Raw genomic sequence first — 20,513 nt, forward strand, 5'->3', positions numbered from 1 at the left:
GTGCGGGGCGCGACTTGTCCCCATTGATCCACGGCCCTGCTTCTACCCCTTCCGCTTAGATTCAAGATTCTAATTAGGAAGAAGGCAGGCGGGCTCGAGCCCAGGCCTTGAGCCTGGCGCGCTAAGCCGGTTTAACGGCGCCCATGTCAGAAGGTTCAAAACCGCGCCTCTTACGCGCGCTCGCCGGCGAAACCCTGGATCGGCCCCCGGTGTGGTTCATGCGTCAGGCCGGTCGTTCCCTGCCGGAGTACCGGGAGCTGCGCACCCGGGCGACCGACTTCATCGCCTTCTGCCACAATCCGGAGATGGCGGCCGAGGCGACCCTTCAGCCCATGCGCCGCTTCCCGCTGGATGCGGCCATCGTCTTCGCCGACATCCTGCTGATCCCTCGAGCGCTCGGCCAGGAGGTCTGGTTCGAAGCCGGGGAGGGGCCGCGCCTGGGCGAGCTGCCGCCGCTGGAAAGCCTGGCCGACCAGGTCGAGGCCTCCACGGAACGCCTGAGCGCCATAGGTGAGACCCTGGCCCGGGTCCGCGCCGAGCTGGAGCCCGACCGCGCCCTGATCGGCTTCGCCGGCGGCCCCTGGACCGTGGCCACCTACATGATCGAGGGCAGGGGGTCGGACCGCTCCGGGGCCAGGACCTACGCCTACCAGCACCCGGAAAAGCTGGACCGGCTGCTGGACATACTGGTGGAGTCCACCGCGCGCTACCTGGTCATGCAGGCCAGATCCGGCGCCCAGGTGCTGAAGCTGTTCGAGAGCTGGGCCGAGGGCCTGGCAGAGGATGTTTTCGAGCGGATCGTCATCAAGCCGCACGCCGCCATCATCGGGAAGGTCCGCGCCGCGGGAATCGACACCCCGTTCATCGGCTTCCCGCGCGGAGCCGGCGCCCTGGTCGAGACCTATGCCGAGAAGGTCCCGGTCCAGGCCGTGGCCCTGGACACCCAGGCCAGCGCGGCTCTCGGCCGCAAGATCCAGGCGGGCGGCAAGACCATCCAGGGGGCCTTGGACAACCTGTTGCTGCGGGCCGGCGGTCCGGCCCTGGACGCCCGGGTCGACGCCCTGATCGCCCAGTGGAACGACGGACCCTACATCTTCAACCTCGGCCACGGCGTCCTGCCCGACACGCCCATCGAGCATATCGAACGCACCATCCGCCGGGTGACGGGGCGATGAAGGACCCCCTCCGTCACGTCGCCGAAGGGGCGATGCGCCACCCTGATGCTCCCCTCCTGGGGGAGCTGTCAGCGAAGCTGACTGAGGGGGACTTTGACTCTACAGCGGTGGGCTCATGACCAAACTCGCCGTCGTTCTGTTCAATCTCGGCGGCCCGGACGACCAGGCCACGGTTCGGCCGTTCCTGCAGAACCTGTTCAGCGACCCGGCGATCATCGACCTGCCGGCGCCTGCGCGCGGCCCGCTGGCCTGGTGGATCGCCAAACGGCGGGAGAAAGCCGCCCAGGCCAACTACGCCCTGATGGGTGGCGGCTCACCCCTGCTGCCTGAGACGCGCGCGCAGGCCAGAGCGCTGGAGGCCAGCCTGGCTGCGGCGCGGCCGGACCTGACGGCCAAGGTCTTCATCGCCATGCGCTACTGGAAACCCTTTGCCGACCAGACCGCGAAAGAGGTCGCCGCCTTCGCGCCCGATGAGATCGTGCTGCTGCCGCTCTATCCGCAGTTCTCCACCACCACCACGGCCTCGTCCCTGAGGGACTGGGAAGCCGCCTATGCCGGTTCGGGGGTGAGCCGCACGGTCTGCTGCTTCCCCACGGCGCCTGGCCTCACCGACGCCCACGCCGCGGCGATCCGCGCCACCTGGGAGGCGGCGGGCAGTCCGACGGACATCCGGCTGCTGTTCTCCGCCCACGGCCTGCCGGAAAAGGTGATCGCCGGCGGCGACCCCTACCAGGCCCAGGTCCGCGCCACCGCCCAGGCCGTGGCCTTCCGCCTGCCGGAGCTCACCGACTGGGAGGTCTGCTATCAGAGCCGGGTCGGGCCGCTGAAGTGGATCGGCCCCTCGACCGACGAAGAGATTCGCCGGGCCGGCGCCGAAGGCCTGGGCGTGCTGGTCTGCCCGATCGCCTTCGTCTCCGAGCATGTGGAGACCCTGGTGGAGCTGGACCACGAATATGGCGAACTGGCCCGCGAGGTGGGCTGCGCCCCCTATCTCCGCGCCCCGGCGCTGGGTAGCGCGCCGCGCTTCATCGCGGCCCTGACCACGGCGACGCTGAATGCCCTGACCCGGCCGAGCGGCGCCAAGCCGGACGGCCCGTGGCGCTGTCCGCAAGACTATGCCAAATGCGCCTGTCGAACGGCTGAGGGAGCGGCGGCGTGAACTACGATCTGCTGAGGGGCCTGCACATCCTGGCCGTGATCGCCTGGATGGCCGGGATTATGTACCTGCCGAGGCTCTTCGCCTATCACGCCGACGCCATTCCCGGCTCGGAAATGGACCAGACCTTCCAGACCATGGAGCGCAAGCTCTACCGGATCATCATGGACCCGGCGATGACGCTCACCTGGGTGTTCGGCCTGGCCCTGACCTACGTCAACGCCACCCAGGTCCGCGGCGGCTGGGACTTCCTGGGGCAACCTTGGATGCTCACCAAGCTGGCAGGTATTGTATTCCTGACCGGGTGGCACCAATTCCTGGGGGCGTCCATGAAGCGGTTCGCAGCCGGCGAGAACAAGCGCCCAGCCCGCTTCTGGAAGATGACCAACGAGCTGCCGTTCCTGGCCGCCATCGTCATGGTCATCGCCGTGACCACCGAGTTCCTGAGCCGATAGTCAGCGTCCTTCTCCCCTTGCGGGAGAAGGTGGCCCCGCGAGTGCGGGGTCGGATGAGGGGTCGAAAGCCCCATCCGTCTGGGATCTGAATTGAAGGTCGCTGGGACGCTTACCGGCGAGTTCTGAGAGACCCCTCATCCGTCGGGCTGCTCGCCCGACACCTTCTCCCGCAAGGGGAGAAGGGGCATGGGAGCGGTATGTCTCGGGATTATTCATCTAGCACCCACGCTTGACCCCGGGCCCCTTATGTGGTTCGGCTCCTCACACGTGGCGTCGGATTTCCGAAGCTGCGCCCCGCCCTACCTCCGTGCGCCGCGCGCTTGTCAAAGCCGCATCGGCCCGGCCCTCGAAAATAAACTGGCGTCCCCCTAACGCCCCCGACGATTCTCCCCGCGCCCGAAAACCGTTCGGCCGGCGGGGACCTATCAGAGTAATCCCCAGAGTAATCCCATGACTGAAGACACCCCCACCGACCTCGTCGACACCCAGGTCGAAGCCGAGTCCGCTATCGAGGACGCCCAGCTCGAAGCCGCCGCCGAGGCGGCCGCGGAGGAGGACGGCGACGACGACAATTCCGAGGTCTCCGCGGCCATCGCCGCCATGGGCCTCACCCGCATGTCGTTGCAGGAGCTGAAGGACAAGTCGCCCGTCGACCTGCTGGCCTTCGCCGAGACCATGGAGATCGAGAACGCCAACTCCATGCGCAAGCAGGACATGATGTTCGCGATCCTGAAGACCCTGGCCGAGGAGGGGATCGAGATCTCCGGCTCGGGCACCCTGGAAGTGGTGTCAGACGGCTTCGGGTTCCTGCGCTCGCCGGAAGCCAACTACCTGCCGGGTCCTGACGACATCTATGTCAGTCCCTCGCAGATTCGGAAGTTCGGCCTGCGCACCGGCGACACGGTCGACGGCGCCATCCGCGCGCCCCGCGAAGGCGAACGCTATTTCGCGCTCACCAAGGTTGACCTGACCAACTTCGAGAATCCCGAGAACGTCCGCCACAAGGTCCTGTTCGACAACCTGACCCCGCTCTATCCCGACGAGCGGCTGAAGATGGAGATCGAGGATCCGACCCTGAAGGACCGCTCGGGCCGGCTGATCGACATCGTCGCTCCGCTCGGCAAGGGCCAGCGCTGCCTGATCGTGGCGCCGCCCCGGGTCGGTAAGACCGTGATGCTGCAGAACATCGCCAAGTCGATCGCCGCCAATCACCCTGAGTGCTACCTGATCGTCCTGCTGATCGACGAGCGCCCGGAAGAAGTCACCGACATGCAGCGCACCGTGCGCGGCGAGGTGATCTCCTCCACCTTCGACGAACCGGCCACCCGCCACGTCCAGGTCGCCGAGATGGTCATCGAGAAGGCCAAGCGCCTGGTCGAGCACAAGCGCGACGTGGTCATCCTGCTGGACTCGGTCACCCGGCTGGGCCGCGCCTACAACACAGTCGTGCCGTCCTCCGGCAAGGTGCTGACCGGTGGTGTCGACGCCAACGCCCTGCAACGTCCGAAGCGCTTCTTCGGCGCGGCGCGGAATATCGAGGAGGGGGGCTCCCTGACCATCATCGCCACCGCCCTGATCGACACCGGCAGCCGGATGGACGAAGTCATCTTCGAAGAGTTCAAGGGCACCGGCAACTCCGAGCTGATCCTCGACCGCAAGGTCGCCGACAAGCGCATCTTCCCGGCCATCGACGTGCTGAAGTCCGGCACCCGCAAGGAAGAGCTGATCACGCCGAAGGAGCACCTGCAGAAGACCTACATCCTGCGGCGCATCCTCAACCCGATGGGCGCACAGGACGCCATCGAGTTCCTGCTCGACAAGCTACGCACCTCGAAGAACAACGAGGACTTCTTCCAGTCGATGAACACCTAGGGGTTCGCCGACCGACCGAAACGAAGCAGGGGCCCGCGGCGACGCGGGCCCCTTTTTCTTGGCCAGACCACCGCGTGTCATCCCGGGTTGCTTGGCAATACCGGGACCCATAAGCGCCTGAGCCGTCAGGAAGCGGCGTGGCCATGCCCTCCATCGGCGCCATCCGATGTTTATGGGTCCCGGATAGCCGCTGCGCGGCTTCCGGGACGACAGCCCTGGAGCTAACTAACTGAAGTTACAGCTTTTCCACGTGAAACATCAGCCTACGGAATGAGCAGGCTCGCCCCAACCGTGTCGCGGCCTTCGAGCGCCTCGTGCGCGGCCCGGGCCTGCGCCAACGGGAAGGTCTGGCCGATCTCGACCTTGACCACGCCGGACACGATGACCTCGAACAAGGCCTGGGCGCTGGCGTCCAGCTCGGGCGTGGTGGCCTGGTAGTCGCCCATGGTGGGCCGGGTGAAGAACAGCGAGCCGGCCGCCGCCAGCCGCGCGGGGGCGAAGGGCGGGACGGGTCCCGAGGCGTTGCCGAACGAGACGAATAGGCCGCGCCGCGCCAGGCTGCCGAGCGTCCCCTCGAAGGTCGCCGCGCCGACGGAGTCATAGGCCACCGGCACACCCTTGCCGTCGGTCAGTCGGCGGACCTCTGCGGCCACGTCCTGGTCGCGATAGAGGATGACGTGGTCGGCCCCCAGGTCGCGGGCCCGCTGGGCCTTGGCCTCCGAGCCTGCGGTGGCGATCACCGTGGCGCCCAGGTGCTTGGCCCACTGGACGGCGATGGAGCCGACCCCGCCGGCGGCGGCATGGATCAGGATGGTTTCGCCGGCCTTCACCGGATAGGTCCGGCGCAGCAGGAACTCCGCCGTCATGCCCTTGAGCAGGGCCGCCGCCCCCGTCTCGGCGCTGACCCCCGGCGGCAGCTTCACCGCCCGGTCGGCCTTCACCACGTGGAATTGCGAATAGGCCCCGATGGGTCCGCCGGCATAGGCGACCAGGTCCCCGGCCTTGAACCGGGTCACGCCCTCGCCGAGCGCCTCCACGACCCCGGCCGCCTCCATGCCGAGGCCCGAGGGCAGCTTGACCGGATAGAGGCCGGAGCGGTGGTAGGTGTCGATGAAGTTCACCCCCACGGCCTGGTGGCGGACCAGGATCTCTCCGGGCCTGGGTTCGGGGGTGGGCAGGTCGACGACCTGCAGGACCTCGGCGCCGCCGGTGGTCTCGAAGCGGATCGCCTTCATTGGCCGTCTCCCAGGTGCTGCTTGAAGAAAGCCAGGGTGCGGCCTCCGGCCAGCTTGGCGTCGGCCGCGTCATAATGCTCGCCGCCCACCCGGGCGAAGGCGTGGTCGCGGCCTGGATAGGTGTGGATCTGGATCTGGGGGTGGTTCTTCAAGGTGGTCACGATCAGGGCCTGGGCCTCCTTGGGGACGAACTGGTCTTCCTCGGCGATGTGCATCAGCAGGGGATCGGCCAGCTTCTCGGCTTCGGCCAGCCGGCCTTCGATCCCCACGCCATAGTAGGAGACGGACGCGTCGGAGTCGGTTCGCGCGGCTGTCAGGAAGGCCAGCAGCCCGCCCAGGCAGAAGCCCACCGCGCCGACCTTGCCATTAACCTCGGCCATGGCCCGGACCTGATCGATGGTGGCGGCGATGTCCTCCACCCCGGCCTCGACGTCGAAGGCGTTGAACAGCTCGAAGGCCCGCTTCCACTCGGCCTCGGACTTGTCGGTGATGTCGATGCCGGGCTCGATCCGCCAGAACAGATCCGGGCAGACCGCCAGGAAGCCCTCCGCCGCCAGGCCGTCGCAGATATCCCGCATGACGGCGTTGACCCCGAAAATCTCCTGGATCACCACCACGGCCGGAGCCCTGGTCTTGGCCGGTCGCGCCAGATAGGCGGTGAAGTCGCCGTCTTCACCCTTGATCGTGATCGTCTCACCCATCGCCGTCTCCCGTTGCACGTGAAGCCCTCGTGGGGGCTACTAGCGCGCGGGCGCCGACACCGGCCATAACAATGTCGTCAGGACGCCGGAGGATTTGAGATGAAGATGACGATCGAAGTCGACTGCTCTGCGCAGGAAGCCCGCGCCTTCTTGGGCCTGCCGGACGTCACCGCCCTAAACGAGAAGCTGGTCGAGGAGATGCAGAGCCGCATGACCTCCAACATGGCCATGCTGTCGCCCGATGAGCTGATGAAGAACTGGACCGCCTTTGGGGTCGGCGCCCAGGAGCAGTTCCGCAAGCTGATGTCCGCCGCCGTCGATGCGGGCATGGGGAACACCCGCCCGAAATGAGCGATACGATCTTCGCCGCCGCCACCGCCCCGGGCCGCGCGGCGGTGGGCGTCGTGCGTTTGTCCGGCCCGGCGACGGGCAGGGCGGTGGACGCCCTGGCCGGCCGTCGCCCCCTCGCGCGCCAGGCGTCCTTGCGAACCCTGACACATGAGGGTGCGATCCTCGACCAGGCCCTGGTCCTGTGGTTCGCCGGCCCCCACAGCTACACCGGCGAGGATTGCGCCGAGTTCCACGTGCATGGCGGGCCGGCCGTGATGACCGGGTTGCTGGAGGCCTTGAGCGCTCTCGGCCTGCGCCTGGCCCAACCCGGGGAATTCACCCGCCGGGCTTTCGAGCACGGCAAGCTGGACCTGGCCCAGGCCGAGGGCGTGGCCGATCTCATCGAGGCCGAGACCGAGGCGCAACGCCGCCAGGCCCTGGACCAGCTGGGCGGCGCGCTGGGCCAGGCCCAGACCCGTTGGCGCGAGGCCCTGATCGAGGCCCTGGCCATGTTCGAGGCGGCGGTCGACTTCCCGGACGAGGAGGTGCCGGCCGACGTTGCGGCCCGCGCCAAGCCGATCCTGGCCGGGCTGATCGCCGAGCTCGAACAGGCCCTGGCCGACACCCGGCGGGGCGAACGGGTGCGGGAGGGCTTCAAGATCGCCCTGATCGGCGCGCCCAACGCCGGCAAGAGCACGATCCTCAACGCCCTGGCGCGTCGGGAGGCGGCCATCGTCACCGCCACCCCGGGCACCACTCGGGACATCATCGAGGTTCCCATGCGGTTCGCGGGTTACAAGGCCCTGCTGGCCGACACCGCGGGCCTGCGCGACACCCATGACGAGATCGAGGCCGAGGGCGTGCGCCGGGCCCGCGCCTGGGCCCACGAGGCCGACCTGCGGGTTTGGGTCGTGGACGGGGCCAGCGACGCCAGGGCCAGCGCGCCCGGCGACCTGCATTCGCACGATATCTGCCTGATCAACAAGGCCGACCTGCCGGCGGGGGCGGAGACCGGTCACGCCCTGGTGGAGGCTCGCGCCCTGGGGATTGACGTCCTGCGGCTCAGCGCACGTGAAACCACCGACATCGCCGCCCTGGAGGTCGCCCTGGAGCGCCGGGTAGTGGACGCCCTGGCCGGGGCCGAGCCGCCCACCGCCACCCGCCTGAGGCACCGCGAACTGTTGGGCGAGGCGTTGGAACGGCTCCAGCGGGCCGAAGCCTATGAGGACGAACTCGAACTGGCGGCCGAGGACGTACGCCTGGCCGGCCGCGCCCTGGACCGCATCACCGGCCGCATCGATCCCGAGGACGTGCTCGACCGGGTGTTTTCCAGCTTCTGCATTGGAAAATAAGCTGTTTCACGTGAAATGCGGCGGGCGCTTAGGTCCTCCCCCAGCGCGCAGCGCGGTTTGGGGGAGGTGGCGCGTCGCCTTCTTTGGCGATGTGACGGAGGGGGCTGAAGCCCACAAGGGTCAAAGTCCCCCTCAGTCAGCTTCGCTGACAGCTCCCCCAGAAGGGGAGCAACCAACTACCCCTGCCAACCTTTCACGTGAAAGATCGGCCGCCCTTCGCTATATAGGCCTCGCTCGCCCCCGGTCCGCCGGGGGCGTCTTTCTTCGGGATGCGAAGCTTGAGCGCTTGGGACGTCATCGTCATCGGGGGAGGGCACGCCGGCTGTGAGGCCGCGGCGGCCTCGGCGCGCTTCGGCGCCCGCACCCTGCTGCTGACCCACAAGCTGGAAACCATTGGCGAGATGAGCTGCAACCCGGCCATCGGCGGCCTGGGCAAGGGCCATCTGGTCCGCGAGATCGACGCCCTGGACGGGCTGATGGGCCGGCTGGCCGACCAGGCCGGCATCCAGTTCCGCATGCTGAACCGTTCCAAGGGCGCGGCGGTGCGTGGGCCGCGTAGCCAGATCGACCGCAAGCTCTATCGCCAGGCCATGCAGGCCGAGCTCGCCCAGACCCCGAACCTGGAGATCCTGGCCGAGGCGGTGGAAGACCTGATCGTCGTGGACGGGGTGGTGCTGGGCGTCGTGGGCGCGACCGGGACCGAGTACCGCGCCGGCCGCGTGGTGCTGACCACGGGGACCTTCCTCAAGGGCCTGATCCATCGCGGCGAGATGCGGATCCCCGCCGGCCGGGTGGGGGACGCGCCGGCCATCGGCCTGTCGGACCGGCTATACGCCAGCGGCCTCTCCATGGGCCGGCTGAAGACCGGCACGCCGGCGCGGTTGGACGGTTCGACCATCGCCTGGGACGGACTGGAGATGCAGGCCGCCGACCCCGAGCCGATCCCGTTCTCCTTCCTCACCGCCAAGATCACCACGCCGCAGATCGAGTGCGGGGTGACCTACACGACCGCGGCGACCCACAAGATCATCGCCGAGCGGCTGACGGAATCGGCGGTCTATGGCGGTCGGATCAATGGGCGCGGTCCGCGCTATTGCCCGTCCATCGAGGACAAGGTGGTTCGCTTCGGCGACAAGGACAGCCACCAGATCTTCCTGGAGCCGGAGGGCCTGGACGACGATACGGTCTATCCCAACGGCATCTCCACCTCGGTCTCGGAACAGACCCAGGACCTGTTCCTGCGCACCATTCCGGGCCTGGAGAAGGTCCAGGTGCGCCGCTACGGCTACGCCATCGAATACGACTATGTGGACCCCCGGGAGCTCTATCCGACCTTGGAGGTCAAGCGCCTGCCGGGCCTTTATCTCGCCGGCCAGATCAACGGAACGACGGGCTATGAGGAGGCGGGCGCCCAGGGCCTGGTGGCCGGCCTCAACGCCGCCCGCGCAGCCTCGGGCCTGGACGCCGCCGCCTTCGGCCGCGACGAGGCCTATATCGGGGTGCTGATCGACGACCTGGTCACCCGCGGGGTCACCGAGCCCTACCGCATGTTCACCAGCCGGGCGGAGTTCCGTCTGTCCCTGCGGGCGGACAATGCCGACCAGCGGCTGACCGATCGCGGCCTGGCCCTGGGCGTGGTCGGTGTTTCACGTGAAACAGCGTGGAAGGCCAAGTCCGCCGCCCTGGCCCAGGCCCGCGCCCGCGCCGCGGAACTGGCCCTGACCCCCAATGTCGCCGCCAAGGCCGGCCTGCCGGTCAAGGCCGATGGGGTGGTGCGTGACCTGACCCAACTCCTGGCCTATCCGACCATCGGGTTCGAGGACCTGACGGTCATTTGGCCGGAGATCGCCGCCTGGGCCCCGGAAATCCGCGAGCAGGTGGAGATCGACGCCGCCTATGCGGGCTATCTGGACCGCCAGGCGGCCGACGCCGCGGCCTTCCGCCGAGACGAGAACCTGCGTCTGCCCGCCGAGCTGGACTACGCCCTGGTCGGCGGCCTCTCCAACGAGGTCCGTGAGAAGCTGGGCGCTGTCCGCCCGCTGACCCTGGGCCAGGCGGCCCGCATCGAAGGCGTCACCCCCGGCGCGCTCACAGCCTTGTTGGCCCATGTCCGTCGCCACGCGGCCTGACCCCGCACAGGTGATCGAGGTGGCCGACGCCGCCGACTTCGCGGCCGCCAGTGGCGCCGGTCCTGCCGCCCTGGCCGATCTCGAGCAATACCGGTCATACCTGGTCGACTGGAACCAGAGGATGAACCTGGTGGGCCCCGCGACCCTGGACGTCTTCTGGTCGCGGCACGCCTGGGACTCGGCCCAGATCCTGCCCCTGGCGCCCGAAGCCCTGACCTGGGCCGACCTCGGGACGGGCGCAGGATTGCCCGGTATCGTCCTGGCGATCCTGCAAAAAGACCGGCCCGGCTTCCACGTCCATCTGGTCGACAGCCTGGCCAAGCGCTGCCGATTCCTCACCGAGGTGGTCGACGGGCTGAAGCTGCCGGCCACCGTTCACAATTCTCGTGCGGAGGACTTGTCCCTGACTGTGGATATCGTCACCGCCCGGGCTTGCGCGCCCTTGCACCGGCTGTTGGGGTATGGCCAGCCTTACCTGAAGCGCGGCGCCGTGGCGCTGTTCCTCAAAGGCCAAGATGTTGCGTCCGAACTCGAAGACGCTACGAGATATTGGGATTTCGAGGCGGACGTTTTGCCCAGCTTAAGCGATGCCAGAGGCCGGATCGTGCGCGTGAGGAGGCTCGGCCGTGGCCGCTGAACGAAAACTGCGCGTGCTGGTGATCGCCAACCAGAAGGGCGGGGTGGGCAAGACCACCACGGCCATCAACCTGGGCACGGCGCTCGCCGCCGTCGGCGAGCGGGTGCTGCTGATCGATTCCGACCCGCAGGGCAACGCCTCGACGGGCCTGGGCATCGGCCGGGCCCTGCGCAAGGTCACCCTCTATGACGTGCTTATGGGCGAGCACTCCCTGGAGGAGTCGGTGCTCAAGACCGCGATCCCGGGCCTGGACCTGTCGCCATCCGACCCGGACCTCTCCGGGGTCGAGCTGGAGCTCGGCCAGATGCCGCGGCGCTCCTTCAAGCTGCGCGACGCGCTGGAAGCCGTGCGGGCGTCCAAGGCCTACACCTATGTGCTGATCGACTGCCCGCCGTCCCTGAACCTGCTGACGGTCAACGCCATGGCCGCCGCCGACGCCGTGCTCGTGCCCCTGCAATGCGAGTTCTTCGCGCTGGAAGGCCTTACCCAGCTGATGCGCACGGTGGAGCTGGTCAAGGGCAGCCTGAACCCCGCCCTCGATATCCAGGGGGTGGTGCTCACCATGTACGACCGCCGCAACAGCCTGTCGGAACAGGTGGCGCGCGACGTGCGCGGCCATTTCGGCGACACCGTCTACCAGACCGTCATCCCGCGGAACGTACGGGTCTCGGAGGCGCCGTCCTTCGGCAAGCCTGTGCTGGTCTATGATTTGAAGTGCCGGGGCTCGCAGGCCTATCTGAAACTCGCCCGCGAGGTGGTGGTGCGCGAGCGCGACCGCCGCGCCAAGGAAGCCGCGTAAGGAATGAGCATGGCCGAGAAACGCGGACTGGGCCGGGGCCTGTCGGCCCTGCTGGGCGACGTCGAGGAGACCAATCTCGCCACGGGGACCGGAGAAGCCGCCAGCGTGCGTGAGATCCCCATCGAACTGATCCGCGCCAATCCCGACCAGCCGCGCACCCAGTTCGCGCCCGCCGAGATCGACGAACTCGCCGAGTCCATCCGCGGCAAGGGCGTGCTGCAGCCGATCCTGGTGCGGCCCGATCCCGGGGCGGCCGGCGGCTTCCAGATCGTCGCCGGCGAGCGGCGCTGGCGGGCCAGCCAGAAGGCCGGCCTGCGGGTCATGCCCGCCCTGATCCGCGAGCTGGACGACCGGCAGGTGCTCGAGATCGCGGTCATCGAGAACGTCCAGCGGGCCAATCTCAACCCGATGGAAGAGGCCGCCGCCTATCAGCAGCTGGTCGACCGGTTCGGCCACACCCAGGACGAGGTGGCCCAGAGCGTCGGCAAGAGCCGCAGCCATGTGGCCAACACCCTGCGCCTGATGAACCTGCCGGTCTCGGTTCGCGACCTCGTGCTGGAAGGCAAGCTCTCCGCCGGCCATGCCCGGGCCATCCTCACCGCCGAGGACCCGGCGCGGCTGGCACACGAGATCGTCGCCCGTGGTCTGTCGGTGCGCGAGGCCGAGGCCCTGGTCCGCAAGCCGACCGCCGCCGGCAAGCCGAAGTCGAGACCGTCCAAGGACACCGACACCCTGGCCCTGGAGAGCGACCTCTCCGATGTGCTCGGTCTCGACGTCGAGGTCGTCGATCGGGGCGGCGTCGGGGAGCTGCGGATCAGGTATGCGACCCTGGAACAGCTCGACGAGCTCTGCCGCCGGCTGACCACCCGAGGCTGATTTTCGGCCTCCGCTAAGCCCTTGTTTTATAAGGGCGCGTTTTCGGAATTCGACCTGTGGCGATTGGGCCGTATACGAGTACGGACGGTCGGTCTTCTGTGCGCGAGAGAGCGAATTTTGCGAGGGTGGTTTTTGCGGCCGGCGCGTGCAGATCAAACGGCTTCGCCGTCCTCGCTGCGCTCGCCCTCACCGGCCCTTCGGGCCACCTCTCCCACAGGTGGGAGAGGGAAGTTCAGCGCTCGTGGTCTTCCTCTCCCGCTTGCGGGAGAGGGTAGGGTGAGGGCGAGCGAAGCGAGGGCGGCGAAGCCGCGCTACAGCCCCAGCCGTCGCGCCCGACCCGCCACCGTCAGCGCCAGCCGCTCGGCGATCAGGCCGTCCGGCGAGCCGGCGGTCTTGCAGGCCTTGTCGGCGGCGAGCACCTCGGGCTGCAGACGGTCGAGGTCGTCCAGGGTCCAGGACCGGGCCTGGCGGAGGAACTCGCGCTCCTGCTTCCAGAACACGCCACTGGCCTTGGCGGCCTCCTGCAGACCGGCGCCGTTCTTGGCCAAGGTGAGGGTGCGGCGCATGCGGCCGAGATACATGCCGATGGCGCGGACGGCGGCGGGGCCGGCCTCGCCCTCGGCGGCGGCGCGGCGCAGGCCGGCCTGGGCCTCGGCCAGGCGGCCGCCGAAGGCGTCGGCGGCGGCGTCCGAGAGGGAGGCCTCGGGCTCGACTCCCAGGAAGTCCTCCAAGTCCTTCGGCGAGGCGGTGCGCCCGCTGCCGGGCTCGAGATAGAGAGCTAGCCGCTCGATCTCCTGGCGGGCCACCCCGCGCTCCTTGGGCATGCGGCTGACGAACAGCTGCAGGGCCTGGGCGTCGAGGCCGACCCCGTCCTTGGAGAGGGTCTCGCGGACCAGGCGGGCTACGTCGCCGGGCTCGTCCTCGTAACAGGGGATGACCGCGGCCCCGGGCGCCTTCTCGGCGGCCTTGCGAAGGGCGGAGTCGCGGCCGAGCGCCCCGGCCTCGATCAGGAAGAAGGCGTCCGGATTGAGCTTGCCCTCGGCATGGGCGATGAGCGCCTCGGCCACCTGCTTGTCGAGGCTGGCCTTTTCGGTGGCGAACTTCAGCCGCACTAGGCGCCGGCCGCCCATCAGCGACTGGGAGGCGAGCTCGTTCTCCAGCCGCGCCCCGTCGCCGTCCAGGTCGCCGTCGGTGAGCAGGGCCACGTTGAAGGGGTCGTCCGGATCGGCGGCGACCTTGCGGGCCAGTTCCTTGGCGCGGTCGCGGACCACGCCGATGTCGCGGCCATAGATCAGCACCGCGCGGATTTGCGGGTCCGGCCTAGCCAGGAAGCGTTCGATATCCGGCCGCTTGGCGAGGATCACGTCTTGGCTCCGCGCTGAGAGGTCCTCCTCTCCATCCGTCTTCCGGGGGGAGAGGGTAGGGTGAGGGGGGTGTTTCGGCCGCGTCGAGCTAGAGGCCGGACCGGATTGCGCCGCTGCGCGTCGCGCCCCCTCACCCTACCCTCTCCCCTCAAGCGGGGAGAGGACGATGCTGGGGCGTCCCGGGTCATGTTCGAGCGCCTAGGACTTGTTGGCCTGGGTGGCCAGCCAGGCGGCGAGTTCGAGCTCGATCTTGCGGGCGGCCTCGGCGGCGGCGCGGTCCTGGGCGTCCTGCTGGGCCGAGACCGAGGCATAGGGCTGGTCGGCGCTGTCATAGGTGACCTCGACCCGCGCGACGCCGTTTTTCACCGGCGAGCCCGAGGGCAGGGCCGAGAGGGTGTAGGCCGCGGTCAGCACGTATTCGTAGCGGGTGGCCACGTTGTCGACCCGGACCCCGCGCGGATAGCGGGTCTCCGAGAGCTGCAGGTCCATGCGGTAGCGGGGCGCGGCGCCCTTGTCGCGGGCCAGCGCGTCGTCCAGGTGCTCGCGGATCAGTTGGCCCGTGCGCCCCGGCGGGGTGGTCACCTGGATGGCGGTGAGCTGGGCGGTGACGCCAGGCGCGCCGTAGAGCGGCGTGAACCCGCATCCGGCCAGGCCGAGGCCGGCGGTCATGAGGGCGGCAGCGAAGACGACGCGGTTCATGTCTGGCTCACCCGGCCACGATGTTGACGATGCGATCCTTGACCACGATGACCTTGCGGATCGTGAGACCCTCAAGGCGCCGCGCGATGTCCGGATCGTCAAGCACGATCTTCTCCACATCGGCCGGTTCGGCCCCCGCGGCCACGGAAATCTCACCGCGCCGCTTGCCGTTGACCTGGACCGGCAGGATGCGCACGGCGTCCTGCGTCAGGGCCGGGTCGAAATCGGGCCAGGGAGCGACGACCACCATGCCGGTCCCGCCGATCCGCGCCCAGGCCTCTTCGGCCAGGTGCGGGGTGAAGGGCGAGATCAGCCGGGCGAAGGCCGACAGGGCCTCGTGGCGCGCGGCCAGCACCGGAACGCTCGCGCCATCGGCGGGGAACTCCTTGAGCTTATTGAGGAATTCGTACATCCGCGCGATGCCGGAATTGAACCGGAAGCCCTCGACCGCCTCGGTCACCGCCTTGACGGTGCGATGGGTGAAGGCGCGCAGCTCGTCGGCCTTGGGGTCGGGGGAGGCGGCCGGCGCTGGCCCGCCGGGCTGGCTGTCGAACTCGTTCCAGACCCGGTTGACGAACCGCCAGGCGCCTTCGACGCCCGACGCCGACCAGATGGAGTCGCGCTCGGGCGGTGAGTCCGACAGGACGAACAGCCGCGCGGCGTCGACGCCGTAGACGTCGAAGATGTCGCCGGGGGCCACGGTGTTGCGCTTGGACTTCGACATCTTCTCGATATCGCCGATGATCACCGGCAGGCCGTCCTGAATCCGCCGGGCGCGGCGGGTCTGGCCCTCGACGAGGATTTCCAGTTCCTTGGGCTCGACCCAGTCGCCGTTCTGCAGGCGATAGGTCTCGTGCGTCACCATGCCCTGGGTGAACAGGCCCTCGAACGGCTCCTTGGCCTCCAGCATGCCGGCGTCCGACAGGGCGCGGTTGACGAAGCGGGCATAGAGCAGGTGCAGGACGGCGTGCTCGATGCCGCCCACATACTGGTCGACCGGCATCCAGTAGTCGGCGGCGGCCTTGTCGATCGGCTCGGCCGCCGTCGGGTCGGTGAAGCGGGCGAAGTACCAGGACGAGTCCACGAAGGTGTCGAGGGTGTCGGTCTCGCGGGTCGCCGCGCCGCCGCAGCCGGGGCAGGTGGTGTGCTTCCAGGTGGGGTGGCGGGTGAGCGCATTGCCCGGCTTGGAGAAGTCCAGGTCCTCGGGCAGGGCGACCGGCAACTGGTCCCTCGGTACAGGGACGACCCCGCACTTGTCGCAGTGGACCACCGGCACCGGGCAGCCCCAGCCGCGCTGGCGGGCCACGCCCCAGTCGCGCAGGCGATAGACGGTCGCGCCCTGGCCCTGGCCCTGCGCTTCCAATTTGGCCACGGCGGCGGCCTTGGCCGGCTCGATCTCCAGCCCGTCCAGGAAGTGCGAATTGAAGATGGTCCCGGGCCCGACATAGGCCTCGTCGGCCACGTCGAAGCTGGCGGGATCCTCGCCCGGAGGAAGCACCACCGGCTTGACCATCAGCTTGTATTTACGGGCGAAATCCAGGTCACGCTGGTCATGCGCCGGGCAGCCGAAGATGGCGCCCGTGCCATAGTCCATCAGGATGAAGTTGGCGATCCAGACCGGCAGCTTCCAGTCGGGGTCGAAGGGGTGGGCGACCGTCAGGCCGGTGTCGAAGCCGATCTTCTCGGCGGTCTCGATCTCCGCCTCGGAGGCGCCGCCCTTGCGGCATTCAGCCAGGAAGGCGGCGACCTTGGGGTCGGCGGACAGCTGTTCCGCCAACGGATGATCGGGCGCGATCCCCACGAAGCTCGCGCCATAGAGGGTGTCGGGACGGGTGGTGTAGACCTCCAGCCCGGCCTCGAAGCCGGCCGGCGGGTCGCCGGCGAACTGGAACGCGAACCGGGCGCCCTTGGAGCGGCCGATCCAGTTCTCCTGCATCAGGCGGACCTTCTCGGGCCAGCGGTCCAGGGTCTTCAGGCCGTCCAGCAGCTGGTCGGCATAGTCGGTGATGCGCAGGAACCACTGGTTCAGCTTGCGCTTCTCGACCACCGCGCCGGAGCGCCAGCCGCGGCCGTCCACCACCTGTTCGTTGGCCAGCACGGTCTGGTCGACCGGATCCCAGTTGACCACGCCCTCGCGGCGATAGACCAGGCCGCGGGCCATCAGGTCCAGGAACCAGGCCTGCTGCTGGCCGTAATAGGCCGCGTCGCAGGTGGCGAACTCGCGGCTCCAGTCGATGGACAGGCCCAGCTGCTGCAGCTCGGTCCGCATCTTGGCGATGTTCTCGTAGGTCCAGGCGCGGGGATCGACGCCGCGCTCCATGGCGGCGTTCTCGGCGGGCAGGCCGAAGCCGTCCCAGCCCATGGGGTGCAAGACGTTGAAGCCGCAGGCGCGCTTGTAGCGGGCGTTGGCGTCGCCCAGCGTGTAGTTGCGCACATGGCCCATATGCAGGCTCCCCGACGGATAGGGGAACATCTCGAGCGCGTAGTACTTGGGGACGCCCGGGGCGGGCGGGCCCGCACGGAAGACGTCGGCGTCGGCCCAGGCCTTACGCCACTTCGGCTCGGTCTCTTTCGGATTGTAGCGGGCCATGCGGGCTCTTCAGATCAGTAGGGAATCGGCCAGCGCCGATGTCGCGCCGACCCGGGGTGGGAGAGCGCATCCTGACTGGAGTCCCCGAATGCGCCCCCGACCATTTTCCGACGAAGTGGTAGCCGGTTCGTCGAAGAAAATGGTCGCCTTTAGAAACCCTTTCGCGAAATCCAAGAGAATTTCGCGGGGGTGGTTAGCCGATGTTGGACAGCCGAAGCTGCCGGGCCTTGGTAAGGATGGCGTTTTCCAGGTCTGTCTCGGTCTGGCCGGCCGAGGCCGCGTCGACCCAATTGCCGGTCGCGTCCTTGTTCTGCTTGAAGACCGCCACGTTCAGGCCGTCGGCGCGCAGGCGCGAGTCCAGGATGTAGACGGTGCACTTGAAGCGCTCGTCCGGCTTTTCCGGATTGACGTACCAGTCGGTGATGACCACGCCGCCGTAAGGGTCGGCCGAAGCCAGCGGCATGAAGGAGAGCGTGTCCAGGGTGGCGCGCCACAGATAGCCGTTGACGCCGATCGTCGGGGCGCCGCCGGCCGGGCCGCTGGACTTCTTGCCGCCGCCGAACAGGCGGAAGCCGCCGCCTTCTTCCTGGCTTTGGAAAGTGCGCGATCCGCCGCCTAGGCTCGAGCAGGCCGTCAGGCCCACGAGGCTGAGCAACAGCACTCCGGTTGTCACGCCACGCATAAACTCACCGCGTACAAACGGCATATAGTGCTCCCAGTCGTTAGTCCGCGTCGGATCAGCGCCGCGGCGCCGCCCCCCGAGCCGGAGGAGCCTCTATAACAACGCCCGTGGAACCGCCAAACAGGAATCGCGTTGCCCTGCCGCCACAGGCGCCGGGCGATCTGTCCACAGACCGGGCGCGGGGGCCGCATTCTGTTGACCTGGCGTCCATCGCGACTTTAATCGATCCAACGGTTCCGCTGTGTAATGGCGGGGCCGGGGCTTAGGGGCTATATAGGTGGTCATGTCCAAGCGGTTGGTCATTTCGTTGGTCGGTGCGGCGCTCCTCGCGAGCGGGGCCTCGGCGGCGCATGCCCAGGCGGCGAAGGGCAAGACCGCCGATTTCACCGTGCGCAGTGAGACCACCGCGACCCCGCAAGGGACCAAGTCGCTGTGGGATTCGCGCAAGGGGCGCTGGGGGGTCACGCTCAACCTGAATCAACGGGCCGAGCGCGACATGCAGCTGAACGATATCCAGGCGGGGGCCTATTTCCGCGTGACGCCTAGCCTTCGGGTCGGCGGCGCGGTGGCGTTCGGCGAGCAGGAAACCCCGGAATACAAGAAGACCCAACCGGTCGACGCCGCGCCGCGGGTCCGGCTCGAGACCGCCTTCAAGTTCTAAGGGCCTCCACGGCCGCGATCCCGACCACGCCCGTGGGCAGCAGCCTGCGGGCCGTTTTGTCATTGACGCCGCCCAGGGCGTAGACCGGCCCGCCGGTGGCGCGGACCAGGCCCGCCAGCCGAACCGGCCCCATGGGCGGTCCGGCCGAGGGGCTGGCTGAGGGGAAGATCGCCGAGACCACCACCGCGTCCGCGCCCCAGGCCAGGGCGCGCCGCGCGGCCGGCAGTGCGTGGGCGGCGGTCGTCACCAGCAGGCCCCTATGTCTCAGGCCTCGGGCCCGCGCGGCCAGGCGCTCGGGCAGGTGGACCCCGTCCGCCCTGATCCTCAGGGCCAGGGCCGCGTCTGCGCCGATCAGCAGTTTCAGCCCCCGCGTTCGGGCGAGGACCAGCAGCCGCCGGGCGCGGGGCTCGGCGTCGGGCGCCCCGAACGCCCGGTAGACCACGGCCGACCCCCGAGGCAGGCGGCGCATGGCGGCCTCGATGTCAGGCGTGCGCTCCGGGTCGGTGAAGAACAGCAGGGAGGGCTTTCGCCAGGCCGCCCGCGCGCCTAAGGCTGCCGCCGTCCGCGCCACTGTCCAGAAGCCGCCTGAAATGACCGTCTCTCCCGATGCCCTCGCCGACGTCCTAGACCGGATCGCCCGCGCGGCGAAGGCGTCGGGCCGCGAGCCGTCCGATGTCACCCTGGTCGCGGTCTCCAAGCAACAGCCCTGGGAGAAGGTCGCGCCCATCCTGGCGGCCGGCCAGACCGTGTTCGGCGAGAACCGCGTGCAGGAAGCCATGGAGCGCTGGGCCGAGCGGCGCGAGGGGATCGAGCTGCGGCTGATCGGGCCGCTGCAGAGCAACAAGGCCAAGGAGGCGGTGGCCTTCTTCGACGTGATCGAGAGCCTGGACCGGGAGAAGCTGGCCGCCGCCCTGGCCGCTGAGGTCCAGAAGCAGGGGCGCTCGCCCCGGCTCTATGTGCAGGTCAACACCGGCGAGGAGCCGCAGAAGGCCGGGGTCGTCCCCGGCGAGGCCGACGCCTTCATCGCCGCGGTCCGCAGGACCCATGGCCTGGAGGTCGAGGGGCTGATGTGCATCCCGCCGGCCGAGGAGCCGCCCGGTCCGCACTTCGCCCTGCTGGCGAAGATCGCCGCGCGCAACGGCCTGGCCAGGCTCTCCATGGGCATGAGCGACGACTTCGAGGCCGCCGTGCGCTTCGGCGCCACCAGCGTGCGGGTGGGCTCGGCCCTGTTCGGGGCGCGGGCTAGGCCCTGATGATGGCGATGGAGTCGCCCAGCTTGGCCTTGGCGAGCAGTTCCAGCAGGTCCTCCCGCGCCAGGGCGACGCAGCCCTGTGTAGGGGGATAGCCGGGCTTGGCCAGGTGCAGGAAGATCGCCGAGCCCAGCATGGGGACCGGCGGGTCGTCATTGTGGGCCAGCACGCAGACCAGGTCGTAGATGTCGTCGTCGCGCCACATCTGCTCGGCGCTGGCCGGGTGGGGCAGCTTCACCGCGCGGTTGTAGGCCGGGTCAAGCGGGGCGTCGCACCAGCCGTCGTCGCGGGCCAGGGCCTTGGTGGGCAGGCCGGTTTCCGGGGCCTCGCCCTTATCCGGCCGATAGAGCACGCGGCGGATGGCCCAGGTTCCGAGTGGCGAGGCGCCGTCGCCCTCACGTTTGTCCTTGGCGGCGATCACCCCGCCCATGCCCAGCGCGCAGGGCGCCGTTCGGCCGCCCAGATCGAAGGTTCCATCTGACATGGCCGTGAAGATCATGGTCTGCCGGGCTTCCAAAGGTTGGCGCGCGGGGGCGATGCGGTGCATGTT

At 68.9% G+C, this 20,513-nt stretch carries 20 protein-coding genes; 12 read left to right on the forward strand and 8 right to left on the reverse strand.

The features are described 5' to 3' along the window. Positions 1 to 143: 143 nt before the first annotated feature. From hemE to rho, 4 genes are all read left to right on the forward strand, one after another. On the forward strand, positions 144 to 1,175 hold the full coding sequence (hemE, locus tag Q8Q88_RS03105) for a uroporphyrinogen decarboxylase (RefSeq protein ID WP_305673736.1): 1,032 nt from the start codon (positions 144 to 146) through the stop codon (positions 1,173 to 1,175). A 115-nt stretch (positions 1,176 to 1,290) separates the two neighbouring features. Continuing rightward, positions 1,291 to 2,334 (forward strand): ferrochelatase, encoded by a 1,044-nt coding sequence (gene hemH, locus Q8Q88_RS03110; protein ID WP_305673737.1) that lies wholly within the window; start codon positions 1,291 to 1,293, stop codon positions 2,332 to 2,334. Next, positions 2,331 to 2,786: a CopD family protein gene (locus Q8Q88_RS03115; RefSeq protein WP_305673738.1), complete on the forward strand. Its 456-nt coding sequence runs from the start codon at positions 2,331 to 2,333 to the stop codon at positions 2,784 to 2,786. Before hemH ends, Q8Q88_RS03115 begins: the two co-directional genes overlap by 4 nt. Before the next feature lie 450 nt (positions 2,787 to 3,236). Continuing rightward, entirely contained in the window at positions 3,237 to 4,658 is a 1,422-nt protein-coding gene (rho, locus tag Q8Q88_RS03120) for a transcription termination factor Rho (RefSeq protein WP_305673739.1), read from the forward strand. Positions 4,659 to 4,921: 263 nt separating this feature from the next. On the opposite strand, the gene Q8Q88_RS03125 is transcribed toward rho, so the two are convergent. After that, complete coding sequence (locus Q8Q88_RS03125; RefSeq protein ID WP_305673740.1) at positions 4,922 to 5,893, reverse strand: quinone oxidoreductase; 972 nt, start codon at positions 5,891 to 5,893, stop codon at positions 4,922 to 4,924. Beyond that, entirely contained in the window at positions 5,890 to 6,594 is a 705-nt protein-coding gene (locus Q8Q88_RS03130; RefSeq protein ID WP_305673741.1) for a dienelactone hydrolase family protein, read from the reverse strand. Before Q8Q88_RS03130 ends, Q8Q88_RS03125 begins: the two co-directional genes overlap by 4 nt. Before the next feature lie 99 nt (positions 6,595 to 6,693). On the opposite strand from Q8Q88_RS03130, the gene Q8Q88_RS03135 reads away from it, so the two are divergent. From Q8Q88_RS03135 to Q8Q88_RS03160, 6 genes are all read left to right on the forward strand, one after another. Beyond that, positions 6,694 to 6,945 carry a DUF6489 family protein gene (locus tag Q8Q88_RS03135; RefSeq protein WP_254835179.1) on the forward strand — a complete coding sequence of 84 codons (252 nt, stop codon included), beginning with the start codon at positions 6,694 to 6,696 and terminating at the stop codon, positions 6,943 to 6,945. Next, positions 6,942 to 8,276 (forward strand): tRNA uridine-5-carboxymethylaminomethyl(34) synthesis GTPase MnmE, encoded by a 1,335-nt coding sequence (mnmE, locus tag Q8Q88_RS03140; RefSeq protein WP_305673742.1) that lies wholly within the window; start codon positions 6,942 to 6,944, stop codon positions 8,274 to 8,276. The genes Q8Q88_RS03135 and mnmE overlap by 4 nt, the downstream gene beginning before the upstream one ends. 269 nt (positions 8,277 to 8,545) lie before the next feature. Continuing rightward, positions 8,546 to 10,405 (forward strand): tRNA uridine-5-carboxymethylaminomethyl(34) synthesis enzyme MnmG, encoded by a 1,860-nt coding sequence (mnmG, locus tag Q8Q88_RS03145; RefSeq protein ID WP_305673743.1) that lies wholly within the window; start codon positions 8,546 to 8,548, stop codon positions 10,403 to 10,405. Beyond that, positions 10,383 to 11,042: a 16S rRNA (guanine(527)-N(7))-methyltransferase RsmG gene (rsmG, locus tag Q8Q88_RS03150; RefSeq protein ID WP_371129803.1), complete on the forward strand. Its 660-nt coding sequence runs from the start codon at positions 10,383 to 10,385 to the stop codon at positions 11,040 to 11,042. Before mnmG ends, rsmG begins: the two co-directional genes overlap by 23 nt. Before the next feature lie 7 nt (positions 11,043 to 11,049). Next, complete coding sequence (locus Q8Q88_RS03155; RefSeq protein ID WP_305673765.1) at positions 11,050 to 11,841, forward strand: ParA family protein; 792 nt, start codon at positions 11,050 to 11,052, stop codon at positions 11,839 to 11,841. A 9-nt stretch (positions 11,842 to 11,850) separates the two neighbouring features. Continuing rightward, positions 11,851 to 12,717 (forward strand): ParB/RepB/Spo0J family partition protein, encoded by an 867-nt coding sequence (locus Q8Q88_RS03160; RefSeq protein WP_305673745.1) that lies wholly within the window; start codon positions 11,851 to 11,853, stop codon positions 12,715 to 12,717. A gap of 311 nt (positions 12,718 to 13,028) precedes the next feature. Here the strand turns inward: Q8Q88_RS03160 and holA are convergent, their stop codons facing one another. The 4 genes from holA to Q8Q88_RS03180 form a co-directional block, all read right to left on the reverse strand. Then, entirely contained in the window at positions 13,029 to 14,081 is a 1,053-nt protein-coding gene (gene holA, locus Q8Q88_RS03165; protein WP_305673746.1) for a DNA polymerase III subunit delta, read from the reverse strand. 198 nt (positions 14,082 to 14,279) lie between these two features. Beyond that, complete coding sequence (lptE, locus tag Q8Q88_RS03170) at positions 14,280 to 14,780, reverse strand: LPS assembly lipoprotein LptE (RefSeq protein ID WP_305673747.1); 501 nt, start codon at positions 14,778 to 14,780, stop codon at positions 14,280 to 14,282. Positions 14,781 to 14,787: 7 nt separating this feature from the next. Next, on the reverse strand, positions 14,788 to 17,370 hold the full coding sequence (leuS, locus tag Q8Q88_RS03175) for a leucine--tRNA ligase (RefSeq protein ID WP_305673748.1): 2,583 nt from the start codon (positions 17,368 to 17,370) through the stop codon (positions 14,788 to 14,790). 193 nt (positions 17,371 to 17,563) lie between these two features. Beyond that, entirely contained in the window at positions 17,564 to 18,076 is a 513-nt protein-coding gene (locus Q8Q88_RS03180; RefSeq protein WP_305673749.1) for a DUF3576 domain-containing protein, read from the reverse strand. 259 nt (positions 18,077 to 18,335) lie between these two features. Between Q8Q88_RS03180 and Q8Q88_RS03185 the strand changes: the two genes are divergently transcribed. After that, complete coding sequence (locus Q8Q88_RS03185) at positions 18,336 to 18,713, forward strand: NtrZ family periplasmic regulatory protein (RefSeq protein WP_305673750.1); 378 nt, start codon at positions 18,336 to 18,338, stop codon at positions 18,711 to 18,713. On the opposite strand, the gene Q8Q88_RS03190 is transcribed toward Q8Q88_RS03185, so the two are convergent. Further along, the gene (locus Q8Q88_RS03190) at positions 18,703 to 19,284 is read right to left on the reverse strand and encodes a thiamine phosphate synthase (protein ID WP_305673751.1); all 582 of its coding nucleotides are present in this window, start codon (positions 19,282 to 19,284) and stop codon (positions 18,703 to 18,705) included. The genes Q8Q88_RS03185 and Q8Q88_RS03190 overlap by 11 nt on opposite strands. A gap of 19 nt (positions 19,285 to 19,303) precedes the next feature. Between Q8Q88_RS03190 and Q8Q88_RS03195 the strand changes: the two genes are divergently transcribed. After that, positions 19,304 to 19,966, forward strand: a complete 663-nt coding sequence (locus Q8Q88_RS03195; protein WP_305673752.1) for a YggS family pyridoxal phosphate-dependent enzyme — start codon at positions 19,304 to 19,306, stop codon at positions 19,964 to 19,966. On the opposite strand, the gene Q8Q88_RS03200 is transcribed toward Q8Q88_RS03195, so the two are convergent. Continuing rightward, on the reverse strand, positions 19,956 to 20,510 hold the full coding sequence (locus tag Q8Q88_RS03200; RefSeq protein WP_371129804.1) for a L,D-transpeptidase: 555 nt from the start codon (positions 20,508 to 20,510) through the stop codon (positions 19,956 to 19,958). The genes Q8Q88_RS03195 and Q8Q88_RS03200 overlap by 11 nt on opposite strands. Positions 20,511 to 20,513: the final 3 nt, after the last annotated feature.

This window comes from Phenylobacterium sp., from assembly GCF_030697925.1.
GTDB lineage: Bacteria > Pseudomonadota > Alphaproteobacteria > Caulobacterales > Caulobacteraceae > Phenylobacterium.